Genomic DNA, 17,047 nt, shown 5'->3' with positions numbered 1-17,047 from the left:
GGCCGGCCGCACGGCACGGACCGGCGGGACGGCGGATCGGCGCGCACGGCGGGTCGGCGTGGACGACGGGATGTCGCGGACGACGGCATGGCGGATCGGCCGCGCGGCATGGACCGGCGGGACGGTGCGGACGGCGGATCGGCGCGCGCCGGCGCTCAGCGCAGGGCGGCGGCGACGTCGGACACCCCGCACACGGCCCGCCAGACGTCCTTGGCGGCGATGCCGTCCGCCAGCGCCTGGTTCACCGTCCTGCCGTCCAGGCCGGCGATGACGTAGTCGCGGGCCCACGACTCGGCGTAGGCGTCACCGAAGTGGAGTCTCATCCGGTTCCAGAAATCCGACAGGCGCATGCCTCCAGTCTGACCCCTCCCCGCGGTGCTCATGACCGGACGCGCCCGGTGTCCGCCGGGCGGCCACGCCGCCCGGCACGGGCCGGGACGGGCCGGGACGGACCCGGGACCTGCGCCGCGGGCCCACGGTGGACCCAGCAGTGAGCCCGACGGCGGGCCCGGGGTGGGCCCGCAGCGGGCCACCCCGGGCCGCGGTCACGCCGTCGTGGCGATGATCTCCTCCACGATTTCCATCGTCGTGCCGGGATGCAGGAACGCGAACCTTCCGACCGTCTCGCCCTCCCATCCGGTCGGCGTGACGAACCCGACCTGCCCGGCGAGCAGCCGCTCGGACCACTCGTAGTAGTCCCGCCCGGTCCAGCCGGCGCGGCGGAAGAGCACCGCCGACAGTTCGGGCTCGCGGATCAGCTCCAGGTGTCCGGTGCGGCCGATCAGCGCGGCGGTCTCGCGGGCCAGCCACAGCCCCCTCTCGACGGCCTCGGTGTAGGCGTCGGTGCCGTTGACCGCGAGGGAGAACCAGAGCGGCAGGCCGCGGGCGCGCCTGGTCAGGTGATAGGCGTAGTCGGTGGGGTTCCACTCGTCGCCCTCCACGTGCAGGACATCGAGATAGGAGGCGTCCTGGGTGTGCACGGCGCGGGCCAGGCGGGGCTCGCGGTAGAGCAGGGCCGCGCAGTCGAAGGGCGCGAACAGCCACTTGTGCGGGTCGACGACGAAGGAGTCGGCGTGCTCGATCCCCTCGTAGCGGTGGCGCACGGAGGGCGCGAACAGCCCCGCGCCGCCGTACGCGCCGTCCACGTGGAACCACATGCCGCGCTCGCGGGCGACCTCCGAGACCCCGGCGAGGTCGTCGATGATCCCGGCGTTGGTGGTTCCGCAGGTGGCCACGACGGCGATCACGTCGGAGGGGTCGGGGTCGGCCGCCAGGGCCGCGCGCAGCGCCTCTCCGGTGAGGCGGTGGTCGGCGGACGGCACGACGAGGGCGTCCACGCCGATGATCCGCAGCGTGTTGGAGACGGAGGAGTGCGCCTGGTCGCTGACGGCGACGCGCAGGCGGCCCCCGGGGCGGCGGTGCCGGGCGGTGTCCCTGGCCACGACGAGCGCGGACAGGTTGGCGGCCGAGCCGCCGGAGACGAAGCAGCCGCCCGCGCCGGCCGGCATGCCGGCCCTGTCGGCGATCAGCCTGAGCACCTGGTTCTCCGCGGCGATCGCGCCGGAGGCCTCCAGCCAGGAGATGCCCTGCAGCGACGCGCAGGAGACCACCATGTCGAACAGCAGGGCGGCCTTGGTGGGGGCGGCCGGGATGAACGACAGGAAGCGGGGACTGTCGGCGGAGATGACCGCCGGGGCCAGCTGGGTCGCGTAGACGTCCAGGACCTTTCCGGCGTCGGTGCCGCCGGGCGTGATGAGCCCGGCGAGGGCCGCGTCGAGTTTGTCCTTCACGCCGGGGTTGTCGAGGGGGACGGGGTCGAGTGAGAGCCGCTCCTTCATGTAGGAGAAGACCAGGTCCGTCAGCCGCTCGTCGTAACTGTGCACGCGAGAATTATGCGGATAAAAGGTTTAAAACGGATAACAAGGACCTCAGATCATGTTCAAGGTAGATTCTGTCGATATCCCCCCGCACCGTGTGACGTCCCGCGGGCGGACGGTTCTGTCGGTGGCGAAGGGCAGTATGGATCCGTGACCGGCTCAGCGCTCGACCACTTCAGCCCGGTGACCAGGGAATGGTTCGCCGGCGCCTTCGCCATGCCCACCGCCGCCCAGGAGGGGGCGTGGGCCTCGATCGCCCGCGGGGACAACACCCTCGTCGTCGCGCCCACCGGCTCCGGCAAGACGCTGGCGGCGTTCCTGTGGTCGCTCGACCGGCTGGCCGCCGAGCGCGCGGCGGAGGCGGCGGAGACGGCCGCTGTCTCCGGGGCGGACGGCGGGCCCGGCTCCGCCCCGTCCGGCGGGACCGAGCGGGTCGTCCGGAAGTCCGGCGACCGGCGGGACCCTCGCGGCTCCGGCGGTCCCCGCGGGCGCGCCGGAGAGGACGGCGAGGCCGCCCGGCGCTGCCGGGTGCTCTACGTGTCGCCGCTCAAGGCGCTGGCGGTCGACGTCGAGCGCAACCTCCGGGCGCCGCTGACCGGGCTGCGGCAGACCGCCCGGCGGCTCGGACTGCCGGTGCCGGAGATCTCCGTGGCGATCCGGTCGGGCGACACCTCGCCGGAGGAGCGGCGCCGGTTCGCGGCCAGGCCCGCCGACATCCTCATCACGACCCCCGAGTCGCTGTTCCTGCTGCTGACCAGCCAGGCCCGCGAGGCGTTGCGCGGGGTGGAGACGGTCATCGTCGACGAGGTGCACGCGGTGGCGGGCACCAAGCGCGGCGCCCACCTGGCCCTCAGCCTGGAGCGGCTCGACGCCCTCCTGCCCGCCCCCGCGCAGCGCGTCGGGCTGTCGGCGACCGTGCGCCCGGTGAGCGAGGTCGCCGAGTTCCTCGGCGGTCCCCGTCCGGCCGTCGTGGTGCAGCCCCCCTCGGAGAAGGAGATCGAGATCGAGGTCGTCGTCCCCGTCGAGGACATGACCGAGCTCGACTCCGCCCCGCCGCGGTCGCCGTCCGGTGACGGCGGCGCTCCCGGCCACGGCGCTCTGGGTGACGGTGCTCCCGGTGACGGCGACCTCGGCGACGACCGCTGGCTCACCGAGCCGCCCACCCGGCGGTCCATCTGGCCGCACGTCGAGGAGCGGCTGTTCGACCTGATCGGCGCCCACCGCTCGACGATCGTGTTCGCCAACTCCCGCAGGCTGGCCGAACGGCTCTGCACCCGGCTCAACGAGCTGGCCTGGGAACGACGGCCCGGCACCGGGGACGCCGACGCCGCCGGGGACGGCGGGGACGACGGAACGCCCTGGAAGGGGACCCCTGCGGAGCCCGTCCACTGGGCCGACGGGTTCCCCACCCCGCCCGGCTCCGCCCCGGCCGGCCCCACGCCGGGCGTCGCCTCCACGCCGCCGACGGCCTCGTCCGCCACCCCGGCGGAGATGATGGCGCAGGCGGGCGCGTCCAGGGGCGTGATCCCGGAGATCGTCCGGGCCCATCACGGGTCGGTGTCGAAGCAGGAGCGCGCGGCGATCGAGGACGCCCTCAAGTCCGGGCGGCTGCCCGCCGTCGTCGCGACCTCCAGCCTGGAGCTCGGCATCGACATGGGCGCGGTCGACCTGGTCGCCTGCGTGGAGTCGCCGCCGAGCGTCTCCAGCGGCCTGCAGCGGATCGGCCGGGCCGGTCACCGGGTGGGGGCGGTCTCCCGTGGCGTGATCTTCCCCAAGTACCGCGGTGACCTGGTGCAGACGGCCGTGGTGGCCGAGCGGATGCGCGCCGGGGAGATCGAGGAGCTGCGCTGTCCCCGTAACCCGCTCGACGTGCTCGCCCAGCAGATCGTGGCGATGACCGCGCTCGACGAGTGGACGGTGGACGACCTGGAGACCCTGGTACGGCGGGCCGCGCCGTACCGCACGCTGCCCCGCGGCGCCCTGGAGGCGGCGCTCGACATGCTCGCCGGGCGCTATCCGAGCGAGGAGTTCGCCGAGCTGCGCCCGCGGATCGTCTGGGACCGCGTCACGGGTGTCCTGCGGGGCAGGCCCGGGGCCCAGCGGCTGGCCGTGACCAACGGCGGCACGATCCCCGACCGGGGGCTGTTCGGCGTCTTCCTGGCCGGGGAGAAGTCCTCGCGGGTGGGCGAGCTGGACGAGGAGATGGTCTACGAGTCGCGGGTGGGCGACGTGTTCGTGCTGGGCGCGACGTCCTGGCGGATCGAGGACATCACTGCCGACCGGGTCCTGGTCTCCCCCGCGCCCGGCCGACCGGGCAAGCTGCCGTTCTGGCACGGCGACAGCGCGGGGCGCCCGGCCGAGCTGGGCCGGGCGATCGGCGCCTTCCTCCGCGAGGTGTCCGCCTCCGGGGACGGCGCGGCGGAGCGGATCCGGGCGGCCGGGTTCGACGGGTTCGCCGCGGCCAACCTGCTGTCCTACCTCGCCGAGCAGCGGGAGGCCACGGGATACGTCCCCGACGACCGGACGCTGGTGGTCGAGCGGTTCCACGACGAGCTGGGCGACTGGCGCGTCGTGCTGCACTCGCCGTACGGCGCGCGGGTGCACGCGCCGTGGGCCCTGGCGATCGGGCGGCGGCTGCGCGAGCGTTACGGCGTCGACGTCCAGGCGATCCACTCCGACGACGGGATCGTGCTGCGCATCCCGGACACGCTCTCCGACCCCCCGTCCGACGTCGCGGTCTTCGACGCCGAGGAGATCGAGCGGATCGTCACCGAGGAGCTCGGCGGCTCGGCGCTGTTCGCCGCGCGCTTCCGGGAGTGCGCGGGGCGGTCCCTGCTGCTGCCGCGCCGCACGCCCGGCAGACGCACCCCGCTGTGGCAGCAGCGGCAGCGGGCCTCGCACCTGCTGGCCGTGGCGAGCCGCTACGGCTCGTTCCCGGTCGTGCTGGAGACGATGCGCGAGTGCCTGCAGGACGTCTTCGACGTGCCGGGCCTGGTCCGGCTCATGCGCGACATCGCGGCGCGGCGGGTGCGGCTGGTCGAGGTGGAGACCTCGCAGGCGTCGCCGTTCGCCGCGTCGCTGCTGTTCAACTACGTCGGCGCGTTCATGTACGAGGGCGACGCCCCGCTGGCCGAGCGCCGTGCCCAGGCGCTGGCGCTGGACACGACCCTGCTGGCCGAGCTGCTGGGTCAGGCCGACCTGCGCGAGCTGCTCGACCCCGACGTCATCGCCGACACCGAGCGCGAGCTGGCACGGCTCGACCGGCCGCTGCGCGACGCCGAGGACCTCGCCGACCTGCTGCGCTCGCACGGTCCGCTGCTCGCCGAGGACGTCAGCCTGCGCGAGGGCGACCCGGCGTGGCTGACCGGCCTGGAGGAGTCCAGGCGGGCGATCAGGGTACGGATCGCCGGTCAGGAGCGGTGGGCGGCGATCGAGGACGCCTCCCGGCTGCGCGACGCGCTCGGCGTGCCGCTGCCGGTCGGCGTGCCGCAGGCGTTCCTGGAGCCGGTGGACGACCCGCTGGGCGACCTGGTCGCCCGGCACGCCCGCACCCGCGCCCCGTTCGCGGCGGCGACGGCCGCGGTGCGGTTCGGCCTGGGGCAGGCGGTCGTCACCGACGCGCTGCGCCGCCTGGCCGCGACGGGCCGGGTGGTGAGCGGGGAGTTCCGGCCCGGTGGCCGGGGCGAGGAGTGGTGCGACGCCGGGGTGCTGCGGCTGCTGCGCCGCAGGTCGCTGGCCCGGCTCCGCAAGGAGGTCGAGCCGGTCTCCCCCGAGACGCTCGCGGCCTTCGCCCCCGCCTGGCACGGCGTCACCGGCGCCTCCCGGAAGGGCAGGCCGCCGATCGACGCGCTGGTGGGCGCGATCGAGCAGCTCCAGGGCGCGGCGGTGCCCGCCTCCGCGCTGGAGACGCTGGTCCTGCCCTCCCGGGTGCCGGGGTACGACCCGTCGCTGCTGGACGAGCTGACCTCCTCGGGCGAGGTCGTCTGGGCCGGGCAGGGTTCGCTGCCGGGCGCGGACGGCTGGGTGGCGCTGTACTTCGCCGACACCGCGCCCCTGCTGATGCCCGAGCCGCTGGAGATCAGCATGACCCCGCTGCACGAGGCGGTCCTGTCCGCCCTCGGCGGCGGAGGCGCGCTGTTCTTCCGCGAGCTGGGCGTCCGCGCCGGCGCGCTCCTCGCGTCCGGTCCGCCCCCGGACGACACGGTGCTCGCGGCCGCGGTGTGGGACCTCGTGTGGGCGGGCCGGATCACCGGTGACACGCTGGCGCCGCTGCGCGCCACGCTCGGCACCGGCCGCCCGGCGCACCGCCCGGCCACCACCCGCAGGCGGCGGCCGGTGCTGCCGAGCCGCAGCGGCCCGCCGACCGTGAGCGGGCGCTGGTGGTTGCTACCCGAGCCCGCGGGGGACGCCACCCAGCGGGCGCACGCCCAGGCCGAGACGCTGCTGGAACGGCACGGCGTGGTGACCCGGGGCGCGGTGGCCGCCGAGCGGCTGCCCGGCGGGTTCGCCGCCGTCTACCAGGTCCTGCGCGCGTTCGAGGAGAGCGGCCGCTGCCGCCGGGGCTACTTCGTCGAAGGTCTGGGCGGGGCGCAGTTCGCCCTGCCGGGTGCCGTGGACCGCATGCGCGCCGCGGCGGAGCCGCCCCGGCCCGTCGAACCGGCCCCCGACCTCTGGAGCACCCGGAAGCCCGCGGCGGACACGCCGCGGGCGGTGGTGCTGGCCGCCGCCGACCCCGCCAACCCGTACGGCGCCGCCCTGCCGTGGCCCGCCCATCCCGGGGAGGTGTCCCACAAGCCGGGCCGCAAGGCGGGTTCCCTGGTGGTGCTCGTCGACGGGCACCTGGTGCTCTACGTCGAGCGCGGCGGCAAGACCCTGCTGTCCTTCACCGACGGCGAGCGACTGCGGCCCGCCGTGGACGCGCTGGCTCTGGCCGTACGCGACGGCGCCCTCGGCAAGCTGACCGTGGAGCGCGCGGACGGTTCGGCCATCGGCGACTCCCCCCTGGCCGGCGCGCTGGAGGCCGCCGGGTTCCACCCGACCCCGCGCGGTCTGCGCCTGCGGGCCTGACCGCGGCGACCGTCGTACGGCCCCGAGGGCACGCGGCACCGGCCATGGTCTCGGATTCGGGCTTCACGTCGGTGGAACCCGCCGGGCCGTCCTGGGAACACCCGCTTGCGGCCCCGGAACGGAGCCGGGGCCGGGCCGGGACCAGGGGGCCGGGGCCGGGGCCGGGGCCGGGGCCGGTCAGACGGTTTCGGAGAAGACCTGCTCGCGGGCCTGGCCGAGGGCCGAGACCAGGGCCCCGCGCAGCACGGGGTTGCCCTCGACCCGCGAGACCACGACCCGCGGCCGGCTCGGGCAGATCCTGGCCACGGCCTCCTCGACCCTGGCCGCCAGCGTGGAGCCGCCTGCCCGGCCGACGTCGCCGCTGAGCACGACCAGGCCGGGGTCCAGCACCACCGATACCGCCGCCACGCCGACCGCCAGCCGGCTGGCCAGCTCGACGAGGAAGTCCTCCGCCCCCTCCTCGACGGCCGCGCGGACGTGGTCGCCCAGAGACGCGGACACGTCGGAGAGAGCGACCTCATGCGAGCCGTTCGCGGAACCCCACGCGCCGACACCGCCGACGCCGCCGATCCCGGCCCTTGGGACGCGCCCTGAAACCGGCCCTGCGACCGGCCCGGAGATCGATGCGGGGCCGGAGGCGGTGCCGTACGCGCCGGCCGGGCGGGAGCCGACGCCGACACCGACGCCGAGGTCAAGGCCGAGACCTATGCCGTGCGCGCCGGCCAGGCCGCGCACGGCGTCCCCGCCGACCAGGCGCTGGAAGGAGCCGGACTGCGGCTCGTGCACGTCCGTGGGGAGCGGTTCCCCCGGCACCGGGAGCCAGCCGATCTCGCCCGCGCCGCCGGTGAAGCCCCGGTGCAGCCGCCCGCCGAGCATCACCCCGAGTCCCTGTCCGACCCCGGACCAGACGAGCACGAAGTCGTCCAGGCCCGAGGCGGCGCCGTGGGCGTGTTCGGCGAGCGCGGCGAGGTTGACGTCGTTCTCTATCCGCACGGGGACGTCGAGGGCGTCGCGGAGCCCGGCGAGCACGCCCACGTGCCAGGACGGCAGGTCGAAGGAGAAGCGGACGTCGCCGGTGCCCGGATCGACGACGCCGCGGGTGCCGATCACGAAGGCGCGCAGCCGGGAGCGGGTGATGCCGCCCGACGCGCAGACCGCCTCGACGGCGTCGCAGACGAGGCGGACCGGGTCGTCGTGACCGTTGGGGTCCACCGACACCTCGGCGACGGTCTCGCCGGTGATGTCGGCCACCGCCGCGCTGACGCGGTCCGGCTGGACGTCCAGCCCGGCGGCGTACGCGCACGACGGCACGAGGCCGTAGAGGGCCGCGTTGGGGCCGCGCCCGCCCGCCTGCTCGCCGACCACCGTGACGAGTTCGAGTTCCTCCAGGCGGGCCAGCAGCTGCCCCGCGGTGACCTTGGACAGGCCGGTCCGCTCTCCCAGCTCGGCCCGGGTCAGCGGCCCGCCGGACAGCAGCAGTTCCAGCGCCGCCCGGTCGTTGAGCTGGCGCAGCAGCCGGGGTGTTCCCGGGCGTCTGGGCAAGGTCGGCTCCCCCCGTCACGATCCGCTAACGATCGTTTCTTTTAAGAAAGTTTATTGTTAGTTTAACCATGGCCGGCCCGCAGGCGACAGTCCCGCGGGCTACAGGACGCCCACTCCGCCCGGAGCGAGCTCGGGTCGCGGGGACCCGAGCCGACAGCCCGAAGAGCGTCACCCCCGTTGAAATGCCGGAAAGGGAGAACTCCAGTGAAGTTCGCGAGAATCGCCACCACGACGGCCGCCACCGCAGCCCTCGCGCTGGGACTGGCCGCGTGCGGCGGCTCTGATTCGTCCGATGGCGCCGCCACCTCCGGGGCGTCGGCGCCGGCCGCCTCCGGCCCCAAGTACGCCGGCCAGACGCTCACCGTGTGGCGGCTCGGCGACAGCAACCCGGCCGCCCAGAAGTACATGGACGAGCTGAACGCGGCCTTCGAGAAGGAGTCCGGCGCCAAGGTCAACCTTGAGTGGATCCCCTGGCCCCAGGTGAACGACAAGTTCACCGCCGCCGCCGCGGGCGGCGCCGGCCCGGACGTCACCGAGATCGGCAACGACCAGGTGCCGCTCTGGCAGAGCCAGGAGGCGCTGTCCCCGGTCAGCGAGATCGTGAAGTCCGGCGACCAGGCGGGGATCCCGAAGAACCTCCTCGGCCTGGAGACCATCGACGGCGAGGTCTACGCCATCCCGTGGGGCGCGGGCTCCCGCGCGGTGCTCTACCGCAAGGACTGGTTCGCGGACCTCGGCATCGAGGTGCCGAAGACCTGGGACGAGGTCGTCGCCGCGGCCAAGAAGATCCAGGCCAAGAAGGGCAAGGACGTCGACGGCTTCGCCTTCAACGGCGGCTCCGACGCCAACCACCTGCTCGCCGCGTTCGCCTGGTCCGAGGGCGGCGAGTACGCCGTCAAGGAGGGCGACAAGTGGGTCGGCAAGCTGACCGACCCCACGTTCAAGAACGGCTTCGCCACCTACACGAGCCTGGTCACCGACGGCCTGTCCGGCAAGTCGCGCCTCACGCAGAACACGGTGGACATCCGCAAGCGGTTCGCCAACGACAAGGTCGGCATGTACCTGACCGCCGGCTGGGACCTGCCGGGCATCGAGGAGGACAGCAAGGGCAAGCTGAAGGGCGACAAGCTGGGCTTCTTCCCGCTTCCCGCCAAGTCCGGCGGTGAGGCCCCGTCCTTCTTCGGCGGCAACGACATCGCCGTCTGGGACGGCGCGAAGAACAAGGACCTGGCGGCCGACTACCTCAGGCTGGCCACGAACAAGGAGTGGGCCGGCCGCTACGCCGCCGACGGCGGTCTGCTGCCGATCTATCCCGAGGCCCTCGCGAAGCTGAAGGACGACCCGGCGCAGGCCCCGTTCGCCGCCGCCTTCGCCAAGGCCAAGGCGTTCCCCGCCGACCCCAACTGGACCGAGGCCAACGAGACCAAGGCCGTGCTGCAGAACGCCGCCCGGTCGGTCATCGAGGGCAAGGCCACCGCCGACGACGCCCTGGCCAAGGCCAACGGGGAACTCGAAGAGATCCTGAACCAGTAGCCCTATGACGAACACGTCCACGGTCGCCCGGGGCGGGGGGGCCACCCCCGCCCCGGGGCGGCGCCGCCACGCACCGCAACGTCCCGCCAAGGCCCGCGGGCTCTCCCCCCGGGCCGTCCCCTACGTCCTGCTCGCGCCCGGCCTGCTGGTGATCGCCGGCCTGCTGCTCTACCCGCTGGGACAGATGATCTTCATCTCCTTCCAGAAGGTGGGGATCCCCCAGATCAACGGGAAGAAGCCGGCGACCTGGGAGGGCTGGGACAACTACGCCAGGGTCCTCGACAACGAGGTCTTCTGGTCCTCCCTCCGCAACACCGTCGTGTTCGCGGCCGTCACGGTGACGCTGACGCTGGTCCTCGGGACCGCGGTCGGCACCCTGCTCAACCGGCTGAGCAAGAGGATGTCCACCTTCGTGGTCATCGGCATCATGTCGGCCTGGGCCGTGCCGCCGGTCGCCCAGGGCGTCATCTGGCGGTGGCTCTTCGACGCCGACGCCGGGATGATCAACTGGGCGCTGAACCTCCTGCCCGACTGGCTGTCGGAGCTGCTGTTCGACCGGTCCGACTGGACCGGCGAGCCGTGGCTGAACGACGCGTTCACCATCTACCTCGTGCTGGTCGTCTGCGTCCTCTGGTCGTCGTTCCCGTTCGTCGCGGTGTCGGTGCTGGCCGGTCTCAAGGGCATCCCCACCGAGCTCTACGAGGCCGCCCGGGTCGACGGCGCCACCCCCTGGCGGATCTTCAGGAAGGTCACCTTCCCGCTGCTCAAGCCGGTCTTCTCGGTGCTGACGATCCTGTCCATCATCTGGGACTTCAAGGTCTTCAGCCAGCTGTACGTGCTGATGAACGGGCCGACCAACCGCGAGGCGTTCAACCTGTCGATGTTCTCCTTCGCCGAGGCGTTCCGCAGCCCGCCGAAGATGGGCGTCGGGGCGGCGATCGCGGTGATCCTGACGCTGATCCTGCTCGTCGTCACCGCCGTCTACATCCGGCAGCTCGTCAAGACGGAGGACCTGCGATGACCCCGCTCGCCCGCAAGCGCCTCACGAGGATCGCGCTGAACACGGCCGGTCTGCTGGTCTTCCTGTTCGCGGTGTTCCCCGTCTACTGGATGGTCTCGACCTCCTTCAAGGCCAACGACCAGATCTTCACCACCGACTTCATCCCGTTCCCCACCCATTTCACCTTCGAGCACGTGGACCGGGTGCTCAGCGAGGGCGTGGCCGGCAACTCCATCTGGCTCTACATGCGCAACAGCGCGATCGTCGCCCTGGGCACCGTCCTCATCGGCGCCGCACTCGCGCTGCTGGCGGCCACCGCCATCGCCCGCTTCGCGTTCCGGGGCCGTACGGGCTTCCTGGTCCTGCTGCTCATCGTGCAGATGATCCCGGCGGAGGCGCTGCTCATCCCGCTCTTCCTCAACGTCAAGCGGCTCGGCCTGTACGACCAGCTGCTGGGTCTGATCGTCATCAACGTCGGCCTGACGCTGCCGTTCGGCATCTGGATGCTGCGCACGTTCGTCGCCGCGGTGCCCAGGTCGCTGGAGGAGGCCGCCTGGATCGACGGCGCCAGCCGGATGACGACCTTCTGGCGGGTGCTGTTCCCGCTGGTGGCCCCCGGCCTGGTGGCGACGAGCATCTTCTCGTTCATCACCGCGTGGAACGAGCTGATCTTCGCGCTCATCCTGATGTCGGACTCCTCGGGCTACACGATGCCCGTCGCGCTGCAGTTCTTCTTCGGCCAGCGCGGCACCGACTGGGGCGCCATCATGGCCGGTTCCACGATGATGACGATCCCCGTCGTCGTCTTCTTCCTCCTGGTGCAGCGGCGCATGGTCACCGGCCTCGTCGCGGGCGCCGTCAAGGGCTGACCCCGGCACCGGTACGGCCCGGCGCCCACGCGGTGCGGGCCGTACGGGACGCCGCCGGCGACCGATCCCCCGGTCCTCACGGTCCTCACGGTCCACTCGGTCCACACCGTCCGCGCGGTCCGCGCCGTCGGACCCCGCCCCCCGATCCCCTCCGCCGGGCGACCCGTCCCGGCGACTCCCCAGGTAAGGAGCGTTCCAGCGCCATGTCCGAGCTCACCGCAGGTCCCGCCGACCGGGGCCTGTACCGTCTCGCGGCCGGCACGCTGCTCGCCGCCTTCCAGGGCGTCACCGCCCCAGAGTGGATCGTGCGGGAACTTGCGGCCGGCCTCGGCGGCGTCACCCTGTTCGGCTTCAACGTCGCGGGCCCCGACCGGTTGACGGCCCTCACCGCGCGACTGCGCGAGGCGGGTGAGCCGGTCGTCTCACTGGACGAGGAGGGCGGCGACGTCACCCGCCTCGACTACCACGAGGGCAGCCCCTACCCCGGCAACGCCGCCCTGGGCGCCGTCGACGACGTCGAGCTGACCCGGCGCGTACACCGGGCGATCGGCGACGACCTGGCCCGCTGCGGGATCAACCTCGACATGGCCCCGTCCGCGGACGTCAACAGCGCCGACGACAACCCGGTGATCGGCACCCGCTCGTTCGGGCCGGACCCCGCGCTGGTGGCCCGGCACACCGTCGCCGCGGTGCGGGGCCTGCAGTCCGCCGGGGTGGCCGCCTGCGTCAAGCACTTCCCCGGCCACGGCGCCACCCACCAGGACTCCCACCTGGAGGTGCCGCTCGTCGACGCCTCCCTGGAGTTGCTGCGCGAGCGCGAACTGGTGCCCTTCCGGGCCGCGATCGACGCCGGGACCAAGTCGATCATGACCGCGCACGTCCGCGTCCCCGCGCTGACCGGCGCGCTTCCCGCCACGCTGTCACCGGCCGCGCTGACCGGCCTGCTCCGCGGCGAGCTGGGCTACGACGGGGTGGTCGTCTCCGACGCCCTCGACATGCGCGCCGTCACCGACGCCTACGGCCTGGTGGACGGCGCCGTGCTGTCCCTGGCCGCCGGGGCCGACCTGTTGTGCCTCGGTCCGCTGCCGACCGAGGAGGACGTCCGCCGGATCATCGCCGGGATCCTCGCCGCGGTGCGGGACGGCCGGCTGCCCGGTGAGCGCCTGGAGGAGGCGGCCGAGCGGGTGGCGCGGTTGCGCGCCTGGTTCGCCGCGTCCCGGGCGGACGCGAGGACGGCGGCCGCGGCGGGCATGGACGGGGAGCGGGTGGTCGGCCTGGCCGCGGCCCGCCGGGCGGTCAGGCTCACCGGGACCGCGGCCCCGCTCGTCGATCCGCTGGTGGTGGAGATGGAGACCCCGCCGACCATCGCGGTCGGGGACGTGCCGTGGGGGTTCGGCCCGCTGCTGCCCCGGGCGGAGGTCGTTCGGGTCCGGCCGGAGGACGCCGACGTGCCCGCTCTGCTGGCGCGCGCCGAGGGCCGCTCCCTGGTCGTGGTGGTCAAGGACGCCCACCGCCACACCGCCGGCCGGTCGGTGGTCTCGGCGCTGCTGGCCGTCCGCCCGGACGCGACGGTGGTGGAGATGGGCCTGCCGGTCTGGCGGCCCGAGGGCGTGACCTACCTCGCCACGTACGGCGCGGCGCGGGCCAACGCCCAGGCCGCCGCCGAACTGCTCGGCGTCTGACGGCCCCGGCGGAACGGCACAGCCGTACGGGCGGCCGGTGCGGGGCGGCCTTGCGGAGGACGCTAAGGGGCGCTACGGGGCGATGCGGAGCGTACGGGGGTTCGGGCGCGGTGCGGGGCGGCCATGCGGAGACCGGGGCGGCGCGGGCCGTGCGGAGGCTCAGGCGGCGCGGGCGGTTCAGGACGCGAAGAGCTCCTCGCGTGCCTGCTCCAGCCCCGCCAGCACGGCGCCCCTCAGCACCGGGTCGCCCTCGACCTCGCCGGAGACCACGCGGGGCCGCACCGGGCACATCCGGGCCACGGCCTCCTCGATCCTGAAGGTCAGCTCGCCACCGCCGGCCCGGCTGACCTCACCGGCGAGCACCACGAGCCCGGGATCCAGCACGACGCACACCGACGCCACGCCCAGCGCCAGCCGCCTGGCGACCTCGTCCAGCAGCGGCCGGCCGCGCTCCCCCGCCTCCACGGCCGCAGCCACGCACTCGGCCGCGCCGCGCCCGGTGAAACCGTGCGCCCGGGCCAGCTCGGTCACCGCCTCGTCGGTGACCAGCGACTGCAACCCCCCGGCGAGGGACGGCATGCGCCCGGGGACCTCCCGCACGTCCTCGGCGAGCGGAACGCCCGGCACCGGCAGGTATCCGATCTCCCCGGCGCTGCCGGAACGGCCGCGGTGCAGCCGGCCGCCGAGGACGACGCCGAGGCCGATGCCGCGGTCCACCCAGAGCAGCACGAAGTCGTCGGCCCGCCGCGCCGCGCCCAGGGCGTGCTCGGCGATGGCCACCAGGTTCACGTCGTTCTCGATCCTGACGTCGCGACGCAGGTCGCGGGCGAGCCGCTCGTGGATGCCCTCGCGCCAGTCCGGCAGGTCGAAGGAGAACCGGACGTCCCCGGTGCGGGGATCGACGACGCCGGGGGTGCCGATCACCACGGCCCGCAGCCTCGCCAGGGCGACCTTGGCGGACCGGCACGCCTTGACGATCGCGCTGTGCACGAGGGCGACCGGGTCGTCGTGCCCGTCGGGGGCGACCGTCACCTCGGCCACGATATCGCCGCTGATATCGGCGACGGCGGTGGTGACGAATTCCGGCCCCACGGCCAGGCCCACGACATAGGCAGAAGACGGAATAACTCCATAAAGGGCGGCATTCGGCCCTCTCCCGCCCGCCTGCTCCCCGGTCACCTCGACCAGTCCGCGTCCTTCGAGCCGGGCCAGCGTCTGGGACGCCGTCACCTTGGAAAGCCCGGTCATCTCACCGATCTGCCCCCGGGTCAGGGGACCGGAGTCGAGCAGGAGCTCCAGGGCGGCCCGGTCGTTGATCTCCCGCAGAAGCCTGGGAACGCCAGGACGTCGCTCCATACGCATGCTCTCTTGTCCGCCGTTTCCCCGTCGCTTTTGCATTCAGGCGAGAAGCGTTCGCATTAGTCAATAAAGGTTCCTGACAGCTTAGCCGCGCGGGAGCCGCCGCGGGTTCCCGCGGGCCACCGCGCCGTACCTTCCCCGGGGCCTCGCGGACGGCCACGACGTGCCTTCGCGGGTGCTCACGGACGGCCGCGCCGTACCCGCGCCGCATCCGCCGCGCCTCCCCGGAGATTCGCGGCCCGCGCGTCACGGGCCGTCCGCGGACCGCGACACGCCCGGCGGCACGGCACCCCCTCTGCCACGACCCGCCCGGCACGAATCATCACAGAGTGTGACGGAAACCCTCGCGGGGCGGACCCGCCGACGGTCACAGAGGCGACATGTTCGGCTCTTCCGATCCCTCGCGCCTAAGCAGTCAATAGCAGGCGGGATAATCGTCTACATGCGCCTATCTGCTCGTGTCGACTATGCCCTTCGTGCCGCCGCCGAACTCGCCGCCGCCGGCGACGGACCGACCACGGTGGGCGAGCTGGCCAAGGAGCAGGACATGCCGCCGAAGTATCTGGAGAACATCCTGCTGCAGATGCGCCGGGCCGGCCTGGTCCGCGGCCAGCGCGGCCCCGAGGGCGGCTACGTGCTGGCCCGCCCCGCGCGGGAGATCACCCTGGCCGACGTGATCCGCGCGGTGGACGGCCCGCTGGCCAACGTCCGGGGCGAGCGGCCCGAGCACGTCGGCTACCGCGGTCCCGCCGAGTCGCTGCAGAAGGTCTGGATCGCGCTGCGCGCCAGCGAGCGGGCCATCCTGGAGGAGGTCACGCTCGACAGCGTCGCCACCGGCGTGCTCCCCGAGCGGGTCATGACCCTCGCCGCCGACCCCTCCGCCTGGGACTGAGCCGGTCCCGTGCCCGAAGGCGACGTCGTCTACCGCACCGCGCGGCGGCTGGGCCGGGCGCTCGACGGCCGGGTCCTGGTCAGGTCCGACTTCCGCGTCCCGCGGTACGCCACCGCCGACCTGACCGGCAGGCGCGTCCTTGAGACCGTCTCACGCGGCAAGCACCTGCTCACCCGGGTGGAGGGGGGCCTGACCGTCCACACCCACCTGCGGATGGAGGGGAGCTGGCGGATATCGCCCGCCGGCCGGCCCGTCCCGCCGGGTGACGTGGTCCGCCTCGTGCTGGCGAACACCGAGTGGCAGGCGGCGGGGGTACGGCTCGGCATGCTGGACCTGGTGGCGACCGCCGAGGAGCACCGGCTCGTCGGGCATCTGGGCCCCGACCCGCTGGGGCCCGGCTGGGACGCGGCGGAGGCCGCGCGGCGGCTCGTGCGTGATCCCCGGGCGACCATCGGCGAGGCGCTGCTCGACCAGCGCAACCTCGCGGGGCTCGGCACCATCTACCGGGCCGAGACGCTCTTCCTCGCGGGGGTCTCGCCGTGGCGGCCGGTGGGTGAGATCGAAGATGTGGAAAGGATCGCAGCGCTCGCGCGGCGGCTGCTGCACGCCAACCGTGACCGGGTGACCAGGGCGACGACGGGCGACCCGCGTCCGGGGCGGGACACGTGGGTGTACGGCAGGGCAGGAAGGTCATGCCTGCGCTGCGGACATCGAATCAGTCGGGGCGAGATGGGGGCACAGCCGCAGGAACGGCTGATCTTCTGGTGCCGTCACTGCCAGCCGGGAGAACCGGCCGGCTAGGCGGCGACCATGTCGTTGACCTCGGGGAACACATCCTCGGGAAGCGAGCCGGGCACGGTCTCGGCGATCGGCAGGCGCTCCCGCTCGGGAACGTCACCGGCGAGCACCGGGGCGTGCTGAAGCTCGGCCAGGGCGAACTGGTCGGAGACCTCGCGGAGCACCTGCGACAGCGGCACACCGAGGGCGCCGCAGATCGACGCGAGCAGTTCCGAGGACGCCTCCTTCTGACCACGCTCCACCTCGGAGAGGTATCCGAGGGAGACACGGGCCAACGTGGAAACCTCACGCAGGGTGCGACTCTGCCGCACCCGCAGTCGCCGCAGCACGTCACCGAGCAGCTGACGCAGCAGGACCATCTGTCGCTCCCTCCCCAGCGCGGGAGCCTGGGCGACCCCCCGCGCGATCGGTTCGTGCCGCCCGTTCTT

At 73.7% G+C, this 17,047-nt stretch carries 12 protein-coding genes; 7 read left to right on the top strand and 5 right to left on the bottom strand.

The window, feature by feature from the left end; translation table 11 throughout:
• Window positions 1-155: 155 nt before the first annotated feature.
• Both ACZ6W9_RS12535 and ACZ6W9_RS12530 read right to left on the bottom strand, forming a co-directional pair.
• The gene (locus tag ACZ6W9_RS12535) at window positions 156-350 is read right to left on the bottom strand and encodes a DUF3046 domain-containing protein (RefSeq protein ID WP_362928251.1); all 195 of its coding nucleotides are present in this window, start codon (window positions 348-350) and stop codon (window positions 156-158) included.
• A gap of 195 nt (window positions 351-545) precedes the next feature.
• Window positions 546-1,883 (bottom strand): pyridoxal phosphate-dependent decarboxylase family protein, encoded by a 1,338-nt coding sequence (locus ACZ6W9_RS12530; protein WP_389955860.1) that lies wholly within the window; start codon window positions 1,881-1,883, stop codon window positions 546-548.
• Between the two features lie 210 nt (window positions 1,884-2,093).
• Here ACZ6W9_RS12530 and ACZ6W9_RS12525 point away from each other — a divergent pair, with 210 nt between their 5' ends.
• Complete coding sequence (locus ACZ6W9_RS12525) at window positions 2,094-6,944, top strand: Lhr family helicase (RefSeq protein ID WP_470117920.1); 4,851 nt, start codon at window positions 2,094-2,096, stop codon at window positions 6,942-6,944.
• A 177-nt stretch (window positions 6,945-7,121) separates the two neighbouring features.
• On the opposite strand, the gene ACZ6W9_RS12520 is transcribed toward ACZ6W9_RS12525, so the two are convergent.
• On the bottom strand, window positions 7,122-8,486 hold the full coding sequence (locus ACZ6W9_RS12520; RefSeq protein ID WP_470117721.1) for an ROK family protein: 1,365 nt from the start codon (window positions 8,484-8,486) through the stop codon (window positions 7,122-7,124).
• A gap of 204 nt (window positions 8,487-8,690) precedes the next feature.
• On the opposite strand from ACZ6W9_RS12520, the gene ACZ6W9_RS12515 reads away from it, so the two are divergent.
• From ACZ6W9_RS12515 to ACZ6W9_RS12500, 4 genes are all read left to right on the top strand, one after another.
• Entirely contained in the window at window positions 8,691-10,019 is a 1,329-nt protein-coding gene (locus ACZ6W9_RS12515; RefSeq protein ID WP_389955865.1) for an extracellular solute-binding protein, read from the top strand.
• Window positions 10,020-10,023: 4 nt separating this feature from the next.
• Complete coding sequence (locus tag ACZ6W9_RS12510; protein WP_362928241.1) at window positions 10,024-11,040, top strand: carbohydrate ABC transporter permease; 1,017 nt, start codon at window positions 10,024-10,026, stop codon at window positions 11,038-11,040.
• Window positions 11,037-11,888, top strand: coding sequence for a carbohydrate ABC transporter permease (locus ACZ6W9_RS12505; RefSeq protein ID WP_362928239.1), 852 nt, complete (start codon window positions 11,037-11,039; stop codon window positions 11,886-11,888). The genes ACZ6W9_RS12510 and ACZ6W9_RS12505 overlap by 4 nt, the downstream gene beginning before the upstream one ends.
• Before the next feature lie 203 nt (window positions 11,889-12,091).
• Complete coding sequence (locus ACZ6W9_RS12500) at window positions 12,092-13,570, top strand: glycoside hydrolase family 3 protein (RefSeq protein ID WP_470117718.1); 1,479 nt, start codon at window positions 12,092-12,094, stop codon at window positions 13,568-13,570.
• 177 nt (window positions 13,571-13,747) lie between these two features.
• Here ACZ6W9_RS12500 and ACZ6W9_RS12495 read toward each other — a convergent pair whose 3' ends face one another.
• Complete coding sequence (locus ACZ6W9_RS12495; RefSeq protein WP_389955872.1) at window positions 13,748-14,926, bottom strand: ROK family transcriptional regulator; 1,179 nt, start codon at window positions 14,924-14,926, stop codon at window positions 13,748-13,750.
• A 445-nt stretch (window positions 14,927-15,371) separates the two neighbouring features.
• Between ACZ6W9_RS12495 and ACZ6W9_RS12490 the strand changes: the two genes are divergently transcribed.
• Together ACZ6W9_RS12490 and ACZ6W9_RS12485 are read left to right on the top strand one after the other, a co-directional pair.
• Window positions 15,372-15,821: an RrF2 family transcriptional regulator gene (locus tag ACZ6W9_RS12490; protein ID WP_362928233.1), complete on the top strand. Its 450-nt coding sequence runs from the start codon at window positions 15,372-15,374 to the stop codon at window positions 15,819-15,821.
• 9 nt (window positions 15,822-15,830) lie between these two features.
• Complete coding sequence (locus tag ACZ6W9_RS12485) at window positions 15,831-16,622, top strand: Fpg/Nei family DNA glycosylase (RefSeq protein ID WP_389955875.1); 792 nt, start codon at window positions 15,831-15,833, stop codon at window positions 16,620-16,622.
• Here ACZ6W9_RS12485 and ACZ6W9_RS12480 read toward each other — a convergent pair.
• The gene (locus tag ACZ6W9_RS12480) at window positions 16,619-16,978 is read right to left on the bottom strand and encodes a helix-turn-helix domain-containing protein (RefSeq protein ID WP_389955877.1); all 360 of its coding nucleotides are present in this window, start codon (window positions 16,976-16,978) and stop codon (window positions 16,619-16,621) included. The genes ACZ6W9_RS12485 and ACZ6W9_RS12480 overlap by 4 nt on opposite strands.
• Window positions 16,979-17,047 lie beyond the last annotated feature (69 nt).

Source organism: Streptosporangium sp. NPDC053982, assembly GCF_055585205.1.
The sequence above is the reverse complement of the archived record's forward strand: the minus strand, read 5'-3'. Positions and strand labels throughout refer to the sequence as shown.